Origin of the sequence: Aquirufa sp., from assembly GCF_044239315.1 — a bacterium.
In the GTDB taxonomy this organism is placed as follows: Bacteria; Bacteroidota; Bacteroidia; order Cytophagales; family Spirosomataceae; genus Aquirufa.
Genome location: NZ_JBIIBQ010000001.1, coordinates 77,842 through 97,927 on the forward strand (window position 1 = coordinate 77,842; position 20,086 = coordinate 97,927).

At 43.3% G+C, this 20,086-nt stretch carries 10 protein-coding genes; 1 reads left to right on the top strand and 9 read right to left on the bottom strand.

All coding sequences use genetic code 11. From position 1 onward, the window contains the following. Positions 1-264 precede the first annotated feature (264 nt). The 4 genes from ACILP5_RS00400 to ACILP5_RS00415 form a co-directional block, all read right to left on the bottom strand. Positions 265-789 carry a hypothetical protein gene (locus tag ACILP5_RS00400; protein ID WP_395616665.1) on the bottom strand — a complete coding sequence of 175 codons (525 nt, stop codon included), beginning with the start codon at positions 787-789 and terminating at the stop codon, positions 265-267. A 21-nt stretch (positions 790-810) separates the two neighbouring features. Beyond that, on the bottom strand, positions 811-1,017 hold the full coding sequence (locus tag ACILP5_RS00405) for a helix-turn-helix transcriptional regulator (RefSeq protein WP_395616666.1): 207 nt from the start codon (positions 1,015-1,017) through the stop codon (positions 811-813). Between the two features lie 186 nt (positions 1,018-1,203). Beyond that, positions 1,204-2,508: an amidohydrolase family protein gene (locus ACILP5_RS00410; protein WP_395616667.1), complete on the bottom strand. Its 1,305-nt coding sequence runs from the start codon at positions 2,506-2,508 to the stop codon at positions 1,204-1,206. An 8-nt stretch (positions 2,509-2,516) separates the two neighbouring features. Beyond that, positions 2,517-5,525 carry an amidohydrolase family protein gene (locus tag ACILP5_RS00415; RefSeq protein ID WP_395616668.1) on the bottom strand — a complete coding sequence of 1,003 codons (3,009 nt, stop codon included), beginning with the start codon at positions 5,523-5,525 and terminating at the stop codon, positions 2,517-2,519. An 83-nt stretch (positions 5,526-5,608) separates the two neighbouring features. Between ACILP5_RS00415 and ACILP5_RS00420 the strand changes: the two genes are divergently transcribed. Next, positions 5,609-6,217 carry a hypothetical protein gene (locus tag ACILP5_RS00420; RefSeq protein WP_395616669.1) on the top strand — a complete coding sequence of 203 codons (609 nt, stop codon included), beginning with the start codon at positions 5,609-5,611 and terminating at the stop codon, positions 6,215-6,217. Here ACILP5_RS00420 and ACILP5_RS00425 read toward each other — a convergent pair. The 5 genes from ACILP5_RS00425 to ACILP5_RS00445 form a co-directional block, all read right to left on the bottom strand. Continuing rightward, positions 6,178-6,573: a type II toxin-antitoxin system HigA family antitoxin gene (locus ACILP5_RS00425; RefSeq protein ID WP_395616670.1), complete on the bottom strand. Its 396-nt coding sequence runs from the start codon at positions 6,571-6,573 to the stop codon at positions 6,178-6,180. The two genes, ACILP5_RS00420 and ACILP5_RS00425, sit on opposite strands and share 40 nt — an antisense overlap. A gap of 4 nt (positions 6,574-6,577) precedes the next feature. Then, positions 6,578-6,910, bottom strand: a complete 333-nt coding sequence (locus ACILP5_RS00430) for a type II toxin-antitoxin system HigB family toxin (protein WP_395616671.1) — start codon at positions 6,908-6,910, stop codon at positions 6,578-6,580. A 150-nt stretch (positions 6,911-7,060) separates the two neighbouring features. Further along, entirely contained in the window at positions 7,061-7,822 is a 762-nt protein-coding gene (locus ACILP5_RS00435; RefSeq protein WP_395616672.1) for a TylF/MycF/NovP-related O-methyltransferase, read from the bottom strand. A gap of 50 nt (positions 7,823-7,872) precedes the next feature. Then, on the bottom strand, positions 7,873-8,559 hold the full coding sequence (locus ACILP5_RS00440; protein ID WP_395616673.1) for a hypothetical protein: 687 nt from the start codon (positions 8,557-8,559) through the stop codon (positions 7,873-7,875). Then, positions 8,556-20,027, bottom strand: coding sequence for a putative Ig domain-containing protein (locus tag ACILP5_RS00445; RefSeq protein ID WP_395616674.1), 11,472 nt, complete (start codon positions 20,025-20,027; stop codon positions 8,556-8,558). The genes ACILP5_RS00440 and ACILP5_RS00445 overlap by 4 nt, the downstream gene beginning before the upstream one ends. Positions 20,028-20,086 lie beyond the last annotated feature (59 nt).

Below are 20,086 nucleotides of genomic sequence, written 5' to 3' on the forward strand. Positions count from 1 at the left end.
ACGAATTATTTCGATGTATTTGCGTTTTGCTTTTTCGCTCATTCTAGGGTTTAAACCCAGCAGAGGCTCTGATTGTACTGAAAAGTTGTGTTGTGAAATAAATCGTTCGGGGGTAAACTCGCTTTTCAGGTATTGACAAAAAGTGTCAATACCTGAAAAGCTCTTTCAATAGATGTGAGTTATTTCAACAAAAGTTCGATTGAAGCACGTAGAGACAGACAATCACACTATACTATCTCTACTCTCTACTCTATAATCTCTAATCTAGTATAGCGCTACCCCCCTAACCGAATAGCGCGTAGGCGTCGAAAACCAACGCAAAGCTTGTGAACCAGAAATGGTATAAGAAACTACGCGACCCGCATTAATGTGCATGGTTAGGGTTTTTGAAGTAGAATAAATTAAATTTTCAGACGAAATTTCAAAAGCAACTGTGGAAGGACGGCCTAAAGAATCTAATTCAATTTTAAATGATCGTACAGGTAGATCCTCTCCTTTTTTCAAGGTATACTGAACTAACCCTTGAGTAGATTCATCTCTGTAGCTTAATGCGTAGGCGGGTTTATTGAGATCGGCTTCTTCAAAGAGGGCCCATTCTTTTTTTAAATCTACCTGAACGGAATCGATCACCTCCGTACTGCCGTCTAGGATCACGGTCTTTTTTACCGAAAGGGGGGATGAAGAAAGCTGATTCAGCTCTTTTTTCCAATCGTAAAAGTGAGTTACAGGCTCAGGTGAGCTGGTGCAAGCAAGTAGAGTGAAAAAAAGTAAAATGCTGAGGCGAATCATCCCCCCAAAGGTAAGAATTTTTTAGGCCGAGAATACATCCTCAATGGGAATCTTCAGGACTTTGATGAGAAGGTAAATTTTGGTGGCGTTGGGATAATGTTTTCCAGATTCCCAATAATTGTAGGCGCTTTGGGATACGCCGACGGCGGAGGCGACTTGGGATTGTGTCATCCGTAAGGTCAAGCGGGACTTGATCAAAACGGTTGAAAAGACTAGTTTGGTTTTCATATTTATTAGTGGTTACAGTTATATTTTTGATAATATTCAGAGAATAAACGCAAAAACAAAACTTAAGTCATAATATAACGCAACTTTATGAAAACACTGATAAATAGGCGCAATCAAAGTATAAAAAAAGTCCTCAAAAGACAAAATCGGCTTTTGAGGACTTTTTTAACTAAACTTTAATTCAATTTATTTCACGTTGTACTTGTACTTATAACGCTCAAATAATTGTGAATGCTTGTTATCCAAGTTTAAAGCGCGGCCTTGAATAAACGCATTTGTTAACACGCTAGTACGCATGTCTAAAATGTCACCTGTGCTGATCACGATGTTCGCATCCTTTCCAGCTTCAATGCTTCCAGTTCGGTCCGAAATGTGTAGGATTTTAGCTGCGTTTAATGTGATTGCTGATAAGGCTTCCTCCTTCGTCATACCGTATGCGGCCATCGTTCCAGCGTGGAAAGGAAGGTCGCGTTGGCGCCAGTTTCCATCACTTCCTTCGAAGCCCATCGTGAACAGGACGCCTGCTTTTTGAAGCATGCCTGGGGTTTTATACGGTTGATCTACCGCATCGTCTTCCGTAGCTGGTAGGCTATGGATTTCGCCTAAAATCACTGCTACGTTATTCTCCTTCAAAATATCTGCAATCATCCAGCTGTCAGTGGCTCCTACGAGCACTAGTTTGAAGTTGAATTCTTTGGCAAAATGAATCGCAGTTAACATTTCCTTCACAAGGTCGCAATGAACGAAAAAGGGCTTCGTTCCGTCGAAAAGTCCTCTCGTTGCTTCGAACTTTAAGTTCGTGGCTGTGTGCGTCTTCTCATTCAAATAAACCTTCGCTTCCTGAAAAAAGGACCGCGCCTCTTCGAGGCGCGCCAAACCTGCCGCCACTGGATCTGCATTCGCTCCTCTTCTTTGGAAAGCCGATGGACGGTTTATTAAGGCAGGCATTTTAAAGTGAATGCCATTGTCCATCGCGTAAGCGGCATCTTGCCAGTTCCAGGCATCGAGTTGTACAATACTAGAAGAACCAGGGATCATGCCACCTTGTGGTGTGATTTGAGCGAATAAAATACCATTCGAGCGAACCGTGTTGATGATTTTCGAATCGGTATTGTAGGCTACGATGGAACGGATGTTTGGGTTCATTTCGCCTAGTTCTTGGATATCTACGGTTGATTTTGTGGAAACGAATTCCACTAAACCTAAGCTCGAGTTAGAGGCGATTAAGCCTGGATAAACTTGCTTGCCGGTGGCATCGATGCGTTCAACGTCACCTGTGATAGACACTGGGGAAGCGGATACGGATTTGATTTTGCCTTTCTCGAGAACGACTGTTCCGTTTTCGATGATGGTCCCGTTGCCTACGTGGATAGTACCGCCGGAAATGACGATCGTTTTGCTTTGGGCAGGGGACGGGTGCATGGTTTCTTGTGCAAGAGCTGCGAAGCCGTTAAGCGCAAAGAAAAGGGTATATATGATCTGTTTTTTCATCTTGTATCTTAGTTTTCAGTGTTATCCCAACGGCTCGAAATACGGTCCCAAATGCTGTTTCCGTGGTGGTGATCCACCTCGCACTCGTTTTCTTCTTTATAAGATGGTGTGGCTGGACGAGTCGGTGCGCCGCCTTTTTTCGCGCCTATCATCTTGTGAACTAAGCGTTGTTTCTCTGCTTTTAATTCTGCCTGACGAATCAAGTCAGCTGCGCGATCGAATACGACTGCGCCGTCTACGATAGTTTGCTCTGATTTAGCATAAATAGAAAGAGGATTGTCTGACCAAACCACGATATCTGCATCCTTACCTTCCTTGATTGAACCGACGCGGTCAGCGACGTGTAACATTTTGGCAGGATTCAAGGTCACCATTTTCAAGGCATCCTCCTCACCCATACCAGCGTATTTCACTGATTTTGCAGCTTCTTGGTTCAAACGACGCGCCATTTCCGCATCATCTGAATTAATCGCCACATTCACACCCGTCTTTTGCATCAAGTAAGCATTTTGTGGAATCGCATCAGTTACCTCCATTTTATAGCTCCACCAATCCGAGAACGTAGAAGCCGCAGCACCATGTTTGGCCATAATATCAGCGACTTTATAACCCTCTAAAATGTGGGTAAATGTATTTACCGTGAATCCAAAATGATCCGCCACTTTCATCATCGCGTTAATCTCGCTCTGAACATACGAGTGACAAGTGATGAAACGTTTGTGGTTTAAAATTTCGACCAAAGTCTCTAATTCTAAATCAATACGCTTACCTGGACCTTGTTTTTCATAATCTCTTGCACGAGTGAAGGCATCCATTAATACCTGCTCCACACCCATTCTTGAGTCTGGGAAACGCGGATTCGAGGTGTTATAAGAACGTTTTACGTTCTCTCCTAAAGCGAATTTGATGAACGGATCCCAGTTAGCAAACTTCATTCCCTCCGCATTAGCACCCCAACGTAATTTTAGTAATTGTGTTTGGCCACCAATGGTATTACAAGAACCGTGTAAGATATGGCTAGACGTCACACCACCACTTAATTGACGGTAGATGTCCACGTCATCTGGATCGATCACGTCTTGAATACGCACTTCAGCCGTTACGGATTGCGAACATTCGTTAATGCCGCCGGTTCCCGCAATGTGCGAGTGTTCGTCGATGATTCCCGCCGTCACGTGTTTGCCTGTTGCGTCAATAACGCGTGCCGAAGGATCTTTTAATCCTTTACCAATCGCCGCGATTTTTCCATTCTTTAATAAGACATCGCTATTCTTTAAAACACCTGATTTCTCATTTGTCCAAACCGTCGCATTCTTGATCAAGATTGTTTCAGCTACTGCTGGTTTAGGCGTTCCATATCCTGCAAATGGATAAATAACAGAGCCTAAGTCTAATTTATCTTCTCTTTTCGCTGTCTTTTTCGAAGCTGTATCGGCTGGAGCAGAGGCTGTCGCTTTCCAAGAAACCCACTCTCCATTCGCCAATTGACCTGTTCCAGTGAAGGCAGCGTCTGCGAACGTACCACTTAAGCGGGTGCGCTTTCCTTTGTCTGCTTTTGAAGAGAAGCTCAGGTTGATTAAAGATTCTTTTTGGGAAAAATCAACAGAAGTCGTGTCTTTTCCCAAAATCTGTACTTTATAGCCTCCTGGCTCACCAGAGATGCTTAAGGTAGCAGACATCGCTCCTAACTTAAGGGCGTATTTCCCAGCGATTGAGCTCCATTGATCCTTAGAAATGGTATAGCCATCGCCTTGAATCCAGTTTTCGATGATGCTTGTTTTATCTGCGAAAATAGGGCCATTCGTTATCACGAAGTTGGCTAATTTACCTGCATCTAAGCTTCCTACCATATCCGAAACACCTAAAATGGTAGCCGGAGTCGTCGTCAATGCTTCCAATGCTTTTTGCTCGCTTAAACCATATTGAATGGCTTTGCGAAGGTTAGGCATAAAGCTATTTACGTCTTTCAAACCGTTTGCTGTTAAAGCAAAGGATAGACCCGCCTTCTCGAAACTCGCTGGATTCGTAGGAGCTAATTCCCAGTGCTTCATATCCGCCACGTTCACGAAACGTGCGTCCGTAGGATCCTCTAAATCCATCGCTTGCGGGAATTCTAGAGGCAAAATAAATTTCGCATTTGATGCTTTCATTTCATCGATGCGCTGGTATTCATTACCGCTTGCCTTGATGATGTATTGAACACCAAACTCGTCGCCGATTTTATCCGCCCGTAAAACAGACCACTTGTCGGTTACCTCGAAGATTTGAGGAAGACCTTGGATCTCGTTAAATGAGGCTAAAGACAAATTTGTTCCCTCTTTCGCGGGCTTCGACTTGTACCAAGAAGCGTCTAAGAAGTTTTGGCGTAATAATGCAATAGAACCCATCAATGAACCTGGATAATCCTGAGAAGAGGATCCTTTGTTAAAGGAATAATGCGCGGATGCCTTCTCTTTTAAGACTACCAAATTTTCCTTTTGCTTTGCTAAGCTCACAAAAACACCTGCACCACGGGAGATTCCATCCATGTGGTGTGTTAAAACGGTGCCAAAGCCCAGCTTGCGCAATTCTTTCGCCTTCGCATCATTAACCTCGAATAATTTCGCGTGCGAAACTTCCGATTTGATTGCCTGATTCCAGGAATATGGACCTTTTGTGTTTGAAATCATTTGGGAAGGGGAGCGGAAACCGCCACCACCTGGTGCTACAGGGTTCATGCCGTAATCACTGTAAAGATCAATGAAAGACGGATAAATGTATTTTCCGCCGCAATCGATCACAATCGCATCCTTTGGGACTGCCACGGCTCCGATTGATTCGATCTTGCCATTTTTAATGACCAAAGTCGCTTTAGTCAAAGTCGTTTTTGCATCTTTCACGATGGTCGCGTTCGTGAAGGCGTAATAGCCATTTGACGGACTTGCGATGTCATTTAACGGGAAAGTAACCTGGGAAAATAGCGTGCTGCTCATCAAGAGGAACAGGACGCCCAGGTAATAGGTGTAGAATTTTTTCATTCGATGAATTATTGTTAGACTTTAAAGATAGAAAAATTTTGTGTAGTGCCTATCTTTGTCTACACTATTTGCCTAAGTCCAACATGAATACCACTAATACAATCGCACAATTAGTTGCGAATCCTGAGTCTCATGCCCGTTTTTTGAACACCCTTTCCTTCATGGAAAATTCCGGCGCGCGCAAAATTTCTAAATTTGAACATAAGAAAGAGGTTAGCCTGATTATCTTAAAACACGCCGCGGAAGAGCACCGCCACGCCTATTACCTAAAAAAGCAGATCAGCAAATTAGTTCCGTCCGGCTTCGAAACCTATGACGATGCGTTTCTAATCAACCCGCGCTCCTCTCGTTTTTACTTAGATCTATTAGACCTGCGTGTCAGCCAATATGCGAAGAAAAACCTAGGTCTATCTGGCTATGACGTGAAATGGGCAGCCTATTTATTAGTGACCTATGCGATCGAATTACGGGCGGATGAGTTGTATCCGATCTACCAAAAAATCCTCACCGAAACCAAATCTAAAGTCCAAGTAAAATCCATAATAGTGGAAGAAGAGGGGCACTTAGAAGAGATGATTGCTCAATTAAAATCCACCTGGCCAGACTGGGAACAGCACGCTGCCGTGGCTGTGCAGATTGAATCTGAGTTATTTCAGGACTGGGTGAGTTCGTTAGTGGAGGTTGCGGCGTAAGGCCGGTTAAAGGCCTCTTGCTGCATCTTAAATAGCTCCGAAATGCCACGAATGGTCTTTTTCGACATTCCTTTTTTGTATTTCAAGATATCGGAAATCAAGCCTTCGCTGACATGTAGTTTACGGGCTAAATCCGCTGCTTTCATTTTATGCTCTGCTAATAAAGATTTTAATAGCTGAACTGGATCAAGGTTCCGAAAGTGACTATTTTGTTTATCGTAAGTCTCAATCAGTAAAGTCAAGAGGTTAATTTCATCTTGAATTTCTGGCGTGATGGGGGAACTAAAGACGAGTTTTTCGAGCACATCACAGTAGTGTTCATATAAGGTATCGGAGTTAATAACGCGGTATTTCATGGAATTAGTAGCTACTAATAGTGTATTGCAATCCTTTCGAGCAGAGCTTCGAGTAGTCTGCATGACTTCCTATCCAGCAGATGAATAGGTGGACTTGACTTAGGCCAAATCCGTATTTACCAATCAGTCGAAATTGATTTCCTTTGATATTGAAAATCACGCGGCTCGATCCATTGCCCAGTAGGTCGCAGGAGGGAAAGGTAAATAAAATATCGTCTGGTTTCTCCCAATCCGCGTTCCTGATTTTATCTACCCAATCTTCTAAGGGGAAATAGCAGTTCGTGTGATTAATCGAAAAAAGATAGATCGTCTTCTCTTTAATTAAATGGACTTTCATGTGGTTAGGTGTTTTCGTAAAAAACAAACCTAGCACTAATCCTTCACAAACATACCACTAAAACTTCACAAAACGTGAACTTTCTTATTTTTATCAACAAACTTTTAATTTCGACATTCTCCTCCACGAACGCCACTTCCAAATAGTAAATTATTTCTTGATGGCCAATCGGCCGGTATAGTCAATTCTCTGTAATAAAATCGAGGTCTTTTGCTCTACAAAATATTCATCTACTGCCTTGCGACAGCCTTCCCAGTGTCCATAATCGTCTATGATTAATACGCCGCTTGAGCTTAAGGATGGGTATAAATGGATTAATTCGTGTTTTGTAGACGTGTACCAGTCGGTGTCTAAGCGCAATAATGCAATGGCGCCTGCGGGTACCGTGACGGGGATGGTGTCCTCTACTTTTCCCTCCACATAGTGAATGTTTTCAGCTGGAAAGGAGCTATTTGACATCGTTAATTTAACGTCGTCTAAGTTTGCCAAACACCACACCGAAGTCTCCTTCTTATCTTGTGTTTGCTCGAGCATTTGGTCCGCTTTTTGGCCCCTAAAATCCACATCCTCCACCGTAGGCTCGGACATTCCCTCAAAAGTATCGTATAAATAGAGGTGGCGATCGCTCACTCCACGATGGGCTAAAACTTGCGCGACCATCAACGATGAACCTCCTCGCCAAACACCACATTCCACGAAATCTCCCGAAATTTTTTGATCAATCACATAATTCGTCGCCTGATATAGCGCGAACATGCGTTCTACCGATGTCATCGTATAGGGTTGACATGCTTGGTAAAATTCCCAAAAAACCTTGTCTTGAATATCAGCGTAAGGGCCGGCTGCCTTGCGATCGAATTTAGTGACTTTGTAACCTAAGTATTCAATGAGGTTTAATAGTAATTTGCGCATAAAGGATTGTTATGACCACAAATTACTAAAAAACCTCAAAAAAAGGGACCCTATTTTACCGTAAACTGAAATATTTCAGACGACGATGAATTGCCTTTCGCATCCTTCGTTACTACTCTCCAAAAATATTTAGTGCCAGCTACCACAGTAACATCCGCAATGGAGGAAGTAGTGGCAGGTAATTTAGTTTGTATAACAGGAGGATTCGCATCTGTTCCAAAGTACACATCATAGGTAGAGATATCATTATCTACATCTGCCCCTTTCCATCTTAGAGTCACCTTATTGCCTGTTATCTGCTGACCTATCGTAGGGCTAAGCGCTTCAGCAGGGAATGGTGTGTAGAAAATTTGTACTGGGCCTGTGGTATAAAACTTCCAAATATCACTGTTGGTCGTTTTCGTCGTCTTTGTGGTCTTAGAAGTGACAAACCACGAGAATGGCGTGTTACGTTTTACAGCCACCTCTATGGAATTCGTCGTAGCACCCTGCGTCAAACTCGTCCCAGAAATCAAGTTTTTGATGGTGATATCATAGCTCTCTGCATCAGTTGCCGCTGTCCAACTAAACTTAATACGCGTTATCGAATCAGATAATACGGTTCCCGCCGCGCAGACCTCGTTTGTAGTAGGTGCGAGCAAGGTAGCTGCCTCTGGAGCTGGTATCAATAAGTCCGGTGGTATGACACAGGAAAAAACCGCGCCCGCAACTAAAAGGATGGAAATATACTTTCTCATTGTTTGATAATTTTATAATTGATATCCCCTAACTGTAGGAAATAAACTCCATTTTGTAACTGACCTAATTCTAAGGTGATGGTCTCGGCATTTGGTTCAAATGTACCAGAGAAGACGCTTGTTCCAGCTGCATTCAAAATCGTAACTGATCCATTGTGGGAGAATGATTTACCCATTTGGATAGTTAATTTATCCTTGAATGGATTAGGATAGCCCATTATCGCATCGCCGATATAAATCTCTTTATTGTAAACCCCTTGACACGCTTTGTCTGTTTGAACCATGATTTTATTTAAACCTTCTTTCAATGGTAGGTTAATCTTGTTCGCACTTGTTTCTAACGCATCCCCATTCAATATTACCTTGTAGCTTGTGCCACCAGATAATGACAAGGCTACTAATTTATCTACAGGAGCCACTGCCGCAAATACCGTCAGGTCACTAGGCTCTGTCACCACTACATCATAACATTGTGAATAAGTAGGCTGACCTGCGATCGTAACGCAAAGGGCATAATTACCGGCTGAAAGACCCGTCATGTCTAATTTAGAAGTGAAGTTTACGGTACGTATCACTTTATCCGCTTGTTTTAAAGTAGCGGTATAACTAAACGGTAAGGTCGCAGACAAGGAGATTTTACCATCGTTACTTGTCTGGCACGTTTCGCCTGTGCTCGTTATTCTAAAGTTCGTCGCTGGCAATGAGAAGATCGTTTGAACCTCTACTGGGTTTGAATTTGTGAAGCAGCCAGATGAATTGGTCACTCGCACAGAATAGCTTCCGGATTTAGAAACAACGATTCCTTGAGTTGTAGCTCCTGTAGACCAAGCATAGCTTGAACCTGGGCTTGCTGTCAATAAGACGTTACCTCCATTCACAAAGGTAGTAGGGCCATTCGCAGTGATTACTGCCGCTGGCTTCGCTAACACCGTAATCAATTGAGCATCTGAGGTAGCTCTGCAACCTGCTGCACTTGAAAGTGTGACTGCATAACGACCGCTTTCAGATACGGTGATCGATTGAGTCGTCGCCCCATTCGTCCAAAGGTAAGCGCTTGCCGGACTGGCCGTAATCGTTCTTGTCTCTCCTTGGCAGAACGAAGAAGTACCCACCATACTGATGGTCGCCTTCGAGTAAATTGTAGGAGTAACACTTAATCGAGTAGGACTTTCACAACCATTTGTGCTTTGAGATGCGAAATAAGTCGTTCCTTGCACCACTGGCGTAGAAGAAACAAGGAAGTTTCCACCCGTAGCAGCGCTATACCATTTAATATCGGTTCCTTGAACGTTTATATTAGCTAAGCTAGCACCCAAACAAACTTCCGGAGTACTTAGACCTGTAGGCGCATTTACTTGGTTAACCGCAATGGTCACCTCTTTCTTAAATACTTTTCCACCTACCGTCACCTCCACTTTGTAGGTAGTGGTTCCATTAGGTGTTGCGCTGATCGTTGGCGTTGTTTCACCTGTTGACCAGTTTAAATTAGTAGCTGATACATATAGCTGTTGAATTTCTGAATCCGTCAGACTACGGTTATACATGGCAATATCATCTAATTTACCTTTGAAGTATTTGTCCAAATAACCAGTCCAAACTCCACGAACTCCGAAATAAGATCTCGCATCATGGAATCCTACATTCGAACCTCTGATGTTCTTTGTTTCGATTAGTTTTCCATCTATGTATATCGACGAACTAGTCGGAGTCATTTTCCAAACTACATGGGACCATCTTCCCGTGATTTTTTCATTCGAAATATTAAAGTTCTCCCACAGGTTCGTTCCAGATTTATCAGCCCGCACATTCACATTATTCGCGTTCAGACTTAAATTAAAGTCATTCCCTCCTATGTCATTGCTTCCATCTCCTAAAACGGTTCCTTCAGCAAGGGTGTTTTGAGACTGAGTCCAGAAGGAAATCGTAAAGTCATTCGCGATAGGGAAAGCACCAGGTACAGAAATAAAGGCATTCGTGCCATTAAAGTCGTATGCTTTATTTGCAGCTCCAAATCTATCCGTCGTCAATACGGCACCGCTGATGGTACCATTTTTGCCACCGTTCGATTCGTCATTCGCGTTACCATTAAATGGCCAATAACCTACAAGGCTACCGTTTAAGGCTGGAGGGTTAACCCCATTTTGAATGATTGAAACTCCGCCTATGGTCGCACTAGATGTCAAGGTAACCGGCGTGCCTCTACATACATTAGTAGCACTTGCCGCGATTTGGAGGTCTACAATGGTTACCATCGAACCTGATCGATTCAAACTCTCTGCCCCATTAATGGTCTGTGTTGCAAAATAGGTTACCCCATTATTCAAGACCGTCGTCGAAGCTAGAGGTGTTCCACTTGACGGTGTCGCATACCACTTAATGGCTGTACCTGTGGCTACTAAATCTGCCACCGTTGAGCCGCTGATGAAAGTTTGGTTTTCAACTTGTGGCGCTGGTGTATTATTAATAAATGGAGGTAATACTTCCAGGAACCAAGAATTACAACTTGCTGTTCCCGCCGTATTAGTCGCAGTAATCGTATACGATGTTCGTGCACTAACGGCAGTTGGGGTACCATTAATTTGTCCAGTGCTAGCATTTAAAGTTAATCCAGCAGGTAAAGCAGGACTTATGGTATAAGTAACATTTGAGCCAGAAGCCGCAAAATTCACCGTTTGAATTGGAGTTCCAGTTACATAGGTGAGCGCCATTGGGCAAATTAAAAGAGGAGCGTCTCCTACTACCGTGATAACCATATTTGCACTAGCAGATCCAGATGAATTAGTCGCAGTTATAATGTAACTCGTTGCGGCCATTAAGCTAGTTGGCGTTCCGGAAATAATACCAGTAACGGTATTTAAACTTAAACCTGCTGGCAATACTCCCGCCGAAATACTGAATGTGACTGCTTCGCCTTCAAAGGTCGGAACAATAGGTGTTATCGCTGTATTTACTTTCAGGATAACTGGACTTGGGTATCGTAAGTTAGCAGGAGGTCTGATTATGACAGACATATTTATGGTCACAGAACTACTTCCAGCAGAATTAGATCCCGTAATCGTATACGATCTCAAGCTGCTAATGGCGGTAGGTCTTCCTGAAATGACTCCCGTCGAAGGATTCAATACAAGCCCAGCAGGCAATGGTGAAGACACGGAGTAGTTCGTGATTTTTCCTCCACTATTACTTGGGAAAAGGGATGTTATTTCTTGTCCTTGTATAAATACGTAGCTGTAATTAGGATAACGAAGTGCGGTAGGAGGTAGGTTGCAAATATTTACCACAACATTCACTGGTGCTGAAGTCGTTGTACAACCTGCCGCATTCGTTACTGCTACTGAATAATTTCCAGAACCATTTACCGTAATACTACGGGTAGTGGCTCCATTTGACCAACGGTAAGAAGTACCTGCGCTTGCTGTCAATACAACGCTCTCGCCAGAGCAGAAGGTTACAGGTCCGGAGGTAGTGATTACTGCTGGTTCAGGCAAGTTCACGCGAACTGCTAGACGAGTAGGGCTTTCGCAACCATTCACCGTTTGAGAAGCGAAATAGGTAACTCCTGATGTTAAGAAAGAACTAGCATCATATAGATTTCCACCTGTCGCGGCTGTATACCATTTCAAATTAGTTCCTGTTGCTGCGATCGAAGAGATCTTGCTGTCTGTACATAAATTTTGAACAGCTGCGCCAGCAGGAGCCGAAACGTTATTTACCGTGATAGTCACCGATTTTCTAAATGTGCTGCCATTTGACGTGATATCTACGAAATACGTTGTCGTCTGGGTAGGTCGAGGGTTAATGGTTTCAGTGGTTTCACCAGTAGACCAACGATACGAGGTAGCCGTTGCATCGCCCGCGAAACGGCGGACAGGGCGAACATATAGCTCATAGACTTTGGCATATTGGAAGAAGTTACCATTCGTACACTCCAGGCAGAAGTGACTTCCACTTTCAGCAGTTAACTGAGAACTCGTCCAGTAAAGAGTACCTCGAGATGGAATAGCTCCCACATTGAAATTCCCAATGTTTCTCAAAATTAGGTTAGTGTAAATTCTGCCAAATTCTCCTTGCGATGGCAAGAACCAATCATCGTATCCATTCACGAAGTAGTCTAAACTGCGTCTAGCGGCCGTGGTGGTGGATGAGATCGTACCAGTAATCGCTAGCGTATTTGATAAACCGCTTCCGATACTTAGGCTAGTTGCTCCTGGAATCGAAACATTTGTTAAACCTGATCCCTGTGCATGCCCCCAACTGCTAAGCGGAAGATTTACGGGAGCCGCCTCTAAGTAGCGCCATCCATTTAAGGTGCTACCTTGATCATGGAAGATAAAACCACCAGCAGGGCCTCTTGAGCCTACCGTATAATTCCCCGTCGTACTTACTCCAGTCACCGATAATTGTATGGTTTCTCCTCCGCACAATACCGTTTTAGAGCTACTTATTTCTGGGTTTATAATGCTAACGGTTACGGCTAAACGTGCTGGGCTCTCGATCGAATTAATCGTTTGAGTAGCATAATAAGTAACACCATTCACAAGTACAGTAGTAGGACTAAGTGTTGATCCTCCAGCGGCATTTGAATACCATTTTAGATTAGTGCCTATTGCCACTAAATTAGAAATGGTCGCAGCAGGTAAGAACGATTGCGTTGCTCTACCCGTAGGAGTAGGAACCACTGCCACTGTTGAAGTATTCCAAAGGAAAGTTCCCTGAGTCGCTAATGTTATATTTTCAAAATTGGCGTTTGCCCCATGCGAACCAGCTAATAAGAATCCATTACCAACCGCATTAATACTGTTGACTTGGTCATCCTCTGGACCACCACCCGTGATGGTGCTGATTAAGGTAGCCGTAGAATCATATACGACCACAAGCGCATCATTCTGTGCGCCATTTGAAGCATTGAAGAAACCACCCACACCCATTCTGCTGCCTTGCTTAGCGATGCTAGTGAAGACTGTTTGACCGGTCGATTGATTTAATCCGCGAACTAATAACGGAACCCCTGCGGATGAATATTTCGCTATAAAGGCTCTATTTTGAACAGAAGTTGGTTGTGTTAAATTCGTTGCATTCGTGGAGTAGAAGGTAGCAGCGGCTCCACTGTAATTTCCGACAATCCATGGATTGTTTTGATTATCAATGGTTACATCATAACCAGTCGTGGTCGTAACTTCTCCTTCTCCATTATTACCATAACTTACGCCCCATTGCCATATACCATTTGTGTTCAATTTAACTAGATAAGCTAACCCTATGCCAGGATTTGCTAAAGTTCTCGTGGTATTGCCCGCATCTTTAAATTCGGCGGGTGTTCCTGCGCTCCATGAGCGGAACTCTCCTACGAAGTAAATATTGTTTTGCGCATCAATCTCCATGTTTCGGATGTATGCATCGCGGTTATGTAATGTCGTACGCCAAACTACCTCACCTGCAGGTGTAAATTTCGCTAACAATCCTGTTCCAAAATTTGACCCATATGAAGCAATACCAGTCGTGCCTATTGGGCTATTTATGGTAGCGGCAAACGAAGATGGACAACAGCCATTAAAGCCTCCAGATACAATTGGAAAACCTAGACGATCCAATACCACTGAATTAAATGATTCATTCGAAGTACCTCGCAACGAAGCACCCCAAAGAACACGACCTGCTGCATTTAACTTCACTAAATATCCATCCTGGTGGTTCGAATTATTCGCAGAAGTCCGGATAGAAGTAAAACTAGAATTATCTGTCCCTCGGAAGGTAAAGTCTCTATTGAATCCACCCACCACATAGATATTTCCTGTCGAGTCTACCGCAATCGCACGACTCCCCCCACCTATATAATCATATTCACCCACGGAACCTGCTCGAGTAGCCCACTGCACCTCACCGCATGCATTTAACTTCGTTAAGAAGATATCATTTGCTCCTGCCGAAGTGAGGGTCGTATTACCGATGGTTAAAGTTCCAGTGAATGCTCCACCTAAGTAAATATTACCGTTCTTATCGGTAGTAGATGAATTAATGTTGTAATTAAGATTTCCAAAGTTCTTCACCTTAGGATTGAAGCAATTCGCCTCCAGTACTGTTACGGTCACAGCAAAACGTGATTGACTTTCGAAGCCAGCTACCGTTTGCGAAGCATAATACGTGGTGCCTGTCGTTAAGGTCGCAGTACCTGATAGAGCGGTTCCCCCACTCGCGGCTGTATACCATTTCACTGCAGATCCAGTGATGGCGATATCTGAAATTTTGGCTCCAGTTAAGAAACTCTGATTCGCATTTCCACCAGGTGCAGCAACATTATTGATGGTTATGGTAATGGATTTTCTACAAACCACTCCATTTTGCCTGATATTAACCCAATAAGTCGTTGTTTGCGTAGGGCTTGGATTAATGCTTGCTATCGTTTCACCCGTAGACCACTCATACGTAGGCAAGTCCTCGATCTCCATTAACACACTACCGTTCCAGCTTTCTGTGGCATCGTTCCAGTAATCGGACAGGTTACCATAGTCCATGTTTGCATTATTTTCATTTCCTCCATCATTAGGTTCGTCAGCACTCCATCCCATCGAGCGTGTTGCCCATCTTGTAAATGTTAACGGTGAGCCATCTAACCATTTCCAGCCTCCACCTGGCTCTGAATAAGTAGGGTCATTTCGATCTTGGTATAATCCTAACCAAACATCACCGAATGAAAGAGCATCGCCGATCGGTTTAGAAACTGAATCATTTTCCGCTTGGGTATTTACACAATATAGATATCCTCCAAAACTCTCAGCGAGTGCCTTTGCAGCCGGATAGTTCATGCGGTTTGGATATAAATAGTAATTATGCCCTCTAAACTTCGCTCTTAACACCCAGCCAGCCTGCGTGATTCGAGCTATTTTTTCGCTTGTCATCGCCGAATTTCCAGAAGCAGTTAATACAACCGATGTTCCAGAACTAACAACGGTAGCGGAGGCCTGAATCGTACCTATGACATGGTTTACCGTTACGGCAAGGCGACTGGTGCTTTCGAAATTATTGACTGTTTGAGAAGCATAATAAGTTGTCCCATTTATGGTATTTGTTGAGTCATTTAAGGCCGTTCCTCCAGTTGCTGCTGCATACCATTTAATGGCACTTCCAGTAACTACTAGATTGCCTAATTTACCGTCTGAGCAAATAGTCTGAGCAGCCAGTCCCGTAGGTGCTTTAGGTGTATTGTCTACCCGAAGTGTGTATGACTTTCGGCATGTTACCCCATTGGTGGTAACATCTACCCAATAGGTAGTTGTTTGCGTAGGGCTAACCGTTAAGGTTGATGTGGAATCTCCCGTAGACCAACGGTATTTAGTGGTCGTAGTTTCATTTCCAAAGCGTCTCATTAAGCGCAATAAACCTGCGCCTTGATATCCAGCTCTGTATTCTGGGTAGCTGGATCCATTGCTGAAGTTTTGAACCCAAGCACCGCCATTGATTCCCGAGGAACCATATTCGCCAGGTGTCGAAGACCAGTAGGCCTGGTTTTCTAAATTACCAAGGTTATTCAACTTTAGGTTTTGGTACATCAAGTTTACTTCTCCTTTGGAAGGAATAAACCAGTCCTTATTTCCGTTCAGTGTAAAGTTTCTAGCCGTAGAAATAAAATCGCCGTTACATCCCGCGGCAATCCACCTAAGCGTATTCTCTAATCCCAAACCTATCGCTGCAGATGTTCCGGTAATAGGGGTCGTGTAGCACCCCATCCCATTATCTGCTCCGTTTTCATAAGGAGAGGCCTCCAAATAACGCCAGCCGTTTAAGACAGTTCCTTGATCGTATACAATGACACCCCCTGATGGGCCTACTGAACCTACTGTGTAGGTAGTTGGGTTAACTAAGGTATTCGCAACGCTAAGTGTAGCAGATCTACCGCTAACAATCACAGAGTCAGTTGAATTCAATTCAGGATTACTGATATAGGCGATGACACTTGCACGGTTAGTACTTTCTAAGCTGTCAAGTGTTTGGGAAGCAAAATAGGTTGTGCCATTTACGAGTGGGGTAGTACCGGCTAATGAAGTCCCTCCAGTAGCGGCTGCATACCACTTAATTTGATTTCCAGTAGCCACTAGGTTAGACACCGTAGATCCCTGACAGAAGGTCTGTGCACCGGCTACTTTAGGAGCAGATAGGTTTGCATTGATGACCTTATTTTTCTGAGGGGAGGTATAGAATCCTTCGTTATTACCTAACTGACCATTGGAGTTATTACCCGTTGCCCATAGACTACCGTTCGTTTTTAGAGCGAACGTATTAGAGCCTCCTACCGAAACAAATTTCCAATCGGTGTCTGTTCCCACTTTAGTAGGGACATTCAGGTTTGAAACAGAATTTTGGCCTAATTGACCACTGAAATTGCTTCCCCATGTCCATAAGCTTCCATCATTTTTAATGGCAGCCGAATGGCCTCCACGAGCAGAGATCATATTCCAGTCCGTATCGTTAGAGATTTTCACGGGGTAATTGACAGTGGTATTATTTCCTGTACCTAACTGTCCGGAAGAGTTATTTCCCCAGGCCCATAAGGTTCCGTCCGTTTTTTGAGCTAATGCATGACTGCTTCCAGCCACAATAAATTTCCAGTCATTCGAATTTCCAATTCTGACCGGATTTTCTTTGGTGATATTCGTACTATCTCCTAATTGGCCGCTGAAATTATATCCCCAGGCCCACAGACTTCCATCTGTTTTGATACCATAGTTAGTATTACTACCTGCGAATATTTGCTTCCAATTAGTGTCAGTACCTATCCTCAATGGGGTAGTTGAATTTACTTGGGTAAATGTTTGAGATGTTCCATTCTGAACAGATTTTATGGTGTAATTCCCCCATCCCCATAGACTGCCGTCATTTTTAATCGCATAAGTAGAAGATGATCCTGTGGATAGCGATTTCCAATCCGTGCTAGTTCCCAACATGGTGGGAACGGGAATGGTCTGGCCAGTTGTCCCATTTCCAAATTGCCCAGCAAAATTAGCTCCCCATCCCCAAAGGCTTCCGTCTGTTTTTATGGCAAAAGTATGATTTGAAGCTGCGGCACTAAAGGTTTGAATGTTTGCTATAGAGGTAATTCGAACAGGGAAGTTTTTATTAACCAAACTTCCATCTCCCATTTGGCCTGAATTATTTAGACCCCAAGACCAAACCGAATTATCCGTTTTGATGGCTAGAGGTGTAGCTCCATCTGCACCAATGCTTTTCCAATTTAGGTCAGTACCTACTTGAATAAAGCTATTTTTTTGTTCTGCTTTTCCAGTACCTAATTGACCAAAACCATTATTTCCCCAGGAATAAATCGTTCCATCTCGGTTAATGGCTACCGCAAAATTTCCAAATACGGAAACGCGTTCCCAATCAGATTTAGTACCCATTTTAGCCGGGTAATTTCTCTTCTCAACTAATGTCCCATCGCCTAATAAGCCGGAGTTGTTTGTTCCAAAAACCCAGATAGTTCCATCGGATTTTAATGCCATGGAGATCCCTGTTCCTGCCACAATTTGTCTCCAGTCTGAGCTATCACCTACTCGACCAGGTGTATTCCTATCATTATATGTATAGTTGCCTAATTGCCCTAGTAGATTATATCCCCAAGCCCACAAACTACCCTCTTTTTTGACAGCCAAGGTGTGATTTCCTCCCGCGTCTACGTGAGACCAATTACTTTCAGTACCTACTCTAGTAGGGACATTTCGATTCGTATTTGTTCCGTCTCCTAATTGCCCTTGAGCATTATATCCCCAGGTCCACAAGGTTCCATCCGTCTTAACGGCAGCAGAGTGATTGCCACCTGCTGAGACATTTGCCCAATCTTTTGCCGTTCCAATTTGTACGGGGCTGTATTTATGTACAAAAGACTCATCGCCTAGTTGACCATTCCAATTACTTCCCCAAGCCCACAAGCTGCCATCCGTTTTGATGGCAAGCACGTGTTGAGGGCCCACTGATATTTTGGACCAGTTACGATCAGAGCCCACCTGAATAGGACTTCGTTGAAATGAGGTGGATCCAATGCCTAAAATACCGTTATTATTTGATCCCCAAGCCCATAAACTTCCGTCTATTTTAATCCCTAGGGATGAATTACCTTTTGAAGAAATGAATTTCCAATCTTTACTGGTTCCGACCTGGGTGGCCAAAGTTTTATTCGTAGTCGTTCCATCGCCTAACTGACCTATGCCGTTAGATCCCCAGCCCCACAAAGAGCCATCTTTTTGTAATAATAAGGTATGTTGCGATCCGGTTGCAATTTGAATACCCGGGATAGTTCTATCCGCAGGTACATCGAATGGAACTCCTAAATCAGATTCAAATGCACCTAAATCAGGGTTAGAGCCTGCTGGCAAAGGCCGAGATTTCCCATTTATATCAACCGTATTTGTAAAGGTAGTGCTACCAGCCCCAATAGCCGGGCTATTGCTAAATAATTGGTAATTGCCTGAGCCCACAAATTTAGGATCGACATTTTGCACGGTCGTTAAATCCACATTAGCCTTAGCTCTAGCTGTTAAGGGAATTGCCTCTAAACCTCTTTCTAGGATGGTATTTTTAACGATAAGGGAATCATATTGTTGGCCAAAACCTAAAACAGGATCTGTATTATTGTAAATGATCGAATTCTGGAAGGAAGTCGTGTTTCCTTCTGAAGTGGTCATGATTTTCGCATTGTTTGCGATGGTAGTATTCAAAATTTGAACTCTAAATCTCCAAGCATTTAAATCACTTCTGAAGGCAAAAACTTTGGCATTATTATAAAATACCGAGTTTGTTATCGTGGTATTATTTGCATTAGAAATCTCAATCGCTGAGCGTGTATTGCCGTAAAAAAAAGATTTACTGATTTGTGGGCTTACCCAATAGCCAGAATATCCAACAGTGTTATTATATATTTTACAATCAACCACATTCGCATTTCCATAAATACCGATGAAGTTATTATAGATTTTACAGTTTTTAATGGTCGGTCGTATTGTTTGATCTCCTGAGAAAATGGCAGTGCCTTCTGTGTGAAAACCATAAGGAGAAACCCATCTAATTTGGTAAGCAGGAGCGGCTGTATTTGTGACTGAAAATCCTTCAAACCAGGCTGCTGCAGCCCGAATAATAAGTCCCATTCCCGCCGCATTTCCATCGATTATGGTAAGATCAGGTCCTGCTGTCGACATTAAACGAACAGCTTTAGCGCCCATATCAAGATTTTCCACATAGGTCCCAGGCCTTACTAAAATAGTATCCCCATTGATCGCATAGTTTATGGCAGACTGTATGCGGCGAAAGGGCGCAGAAATTAATCCTTCAGAACCGGTGTCATTTCCAGTGACGTCTACATAGATTTTAGTATTGTGGACAAAAAAACGAGAGGGTTTTTTTGCTTCAGCAGAAAACTGTAAGAATAAAATACAGGCGAAAAGCGATAAGATACTTTTCAGAAGACGTAAATTTCGTACCATAGGTCAGAAGGGAGTTATTCAACATGAAATATATTACAAAAAATCCTAAAGAAAAACAC

Excerpts from the sequence above, each read along its gene's own strand:
- ACILP5_RS00400 (WP_395616665.1), bottom strand. The coding sequence starts at position 789 with ATGATTCGCCTCAGCATTTTACTTTTTTTCACTCTACTTGCTTGCACC.
- ACILP5_RS00405 (WP_395616666.1), bottom strand. The coding sequence starts at position 1,017 with ATGAAAACCAAACTAGTCTTTTCAACCGTTTTGATCAAGTCCCGCTTG.
- ACILP5_RS00410 (WP_395616667.1), bottom strand. The coding sequence starts at position 2,508 with ATGAAAAAACAGATCATATATACCCTTTTCTTTGCGCTTAACGGCTTC.
- ACILP5_RS00415 (WP_395616668.1), bottom strand. The coding sequence starts at position 5,525 with ATGAAAAAATTCTACACCTATTACCTGGGCGTCCTGTTCCTCTTGATG.
- ACILP5_RS00420 (WP_395616669.1), top strand. The coding sequence starts at position 5,609 with ATGAATACCACTAATACAATCGCACAATTAGTTGCGAATCCTGAGTCT.
- ACILP5_RS00425 (WP_395616670.1), bottom strand. The coding sequence starts at position 6,573 with ATGAAATACCGCGTTATTAACTCCGATACCTTATATGAACACTACTGT.
- ACILP5_RS00430 (WP_395616671.1), bottom strand. The coding sequence starts at position 6,910 with ATGAAAGTCCATTTAATTAAAGAGAAGACGATCTATCTTTTTTCGATT.
- ACILP5_RS00435 (WP_395616672.1), bottom strand. The coding sequence starts at position 7,822 with ATGCGCAAATTACTATTAAACCTCATTGAATACTTAGGTTACAAAGTC.
- ACILP5_RS00440 (WP_395616673.1), bottom strand. The coding sequence starts at position 8,559 with ATGAGAAAGTATATTTCCATCCTTTTAGTTGCGGGCGCGGTTTTTTCC.
- ACILP5_RS00445 (WP_395616674.1), bottom strand. The coding sequence starts at position 20,027 with ATGGTACGAAATTTACGTCTTCTGAAAAGTATCTTATCGCTTTTCGCC.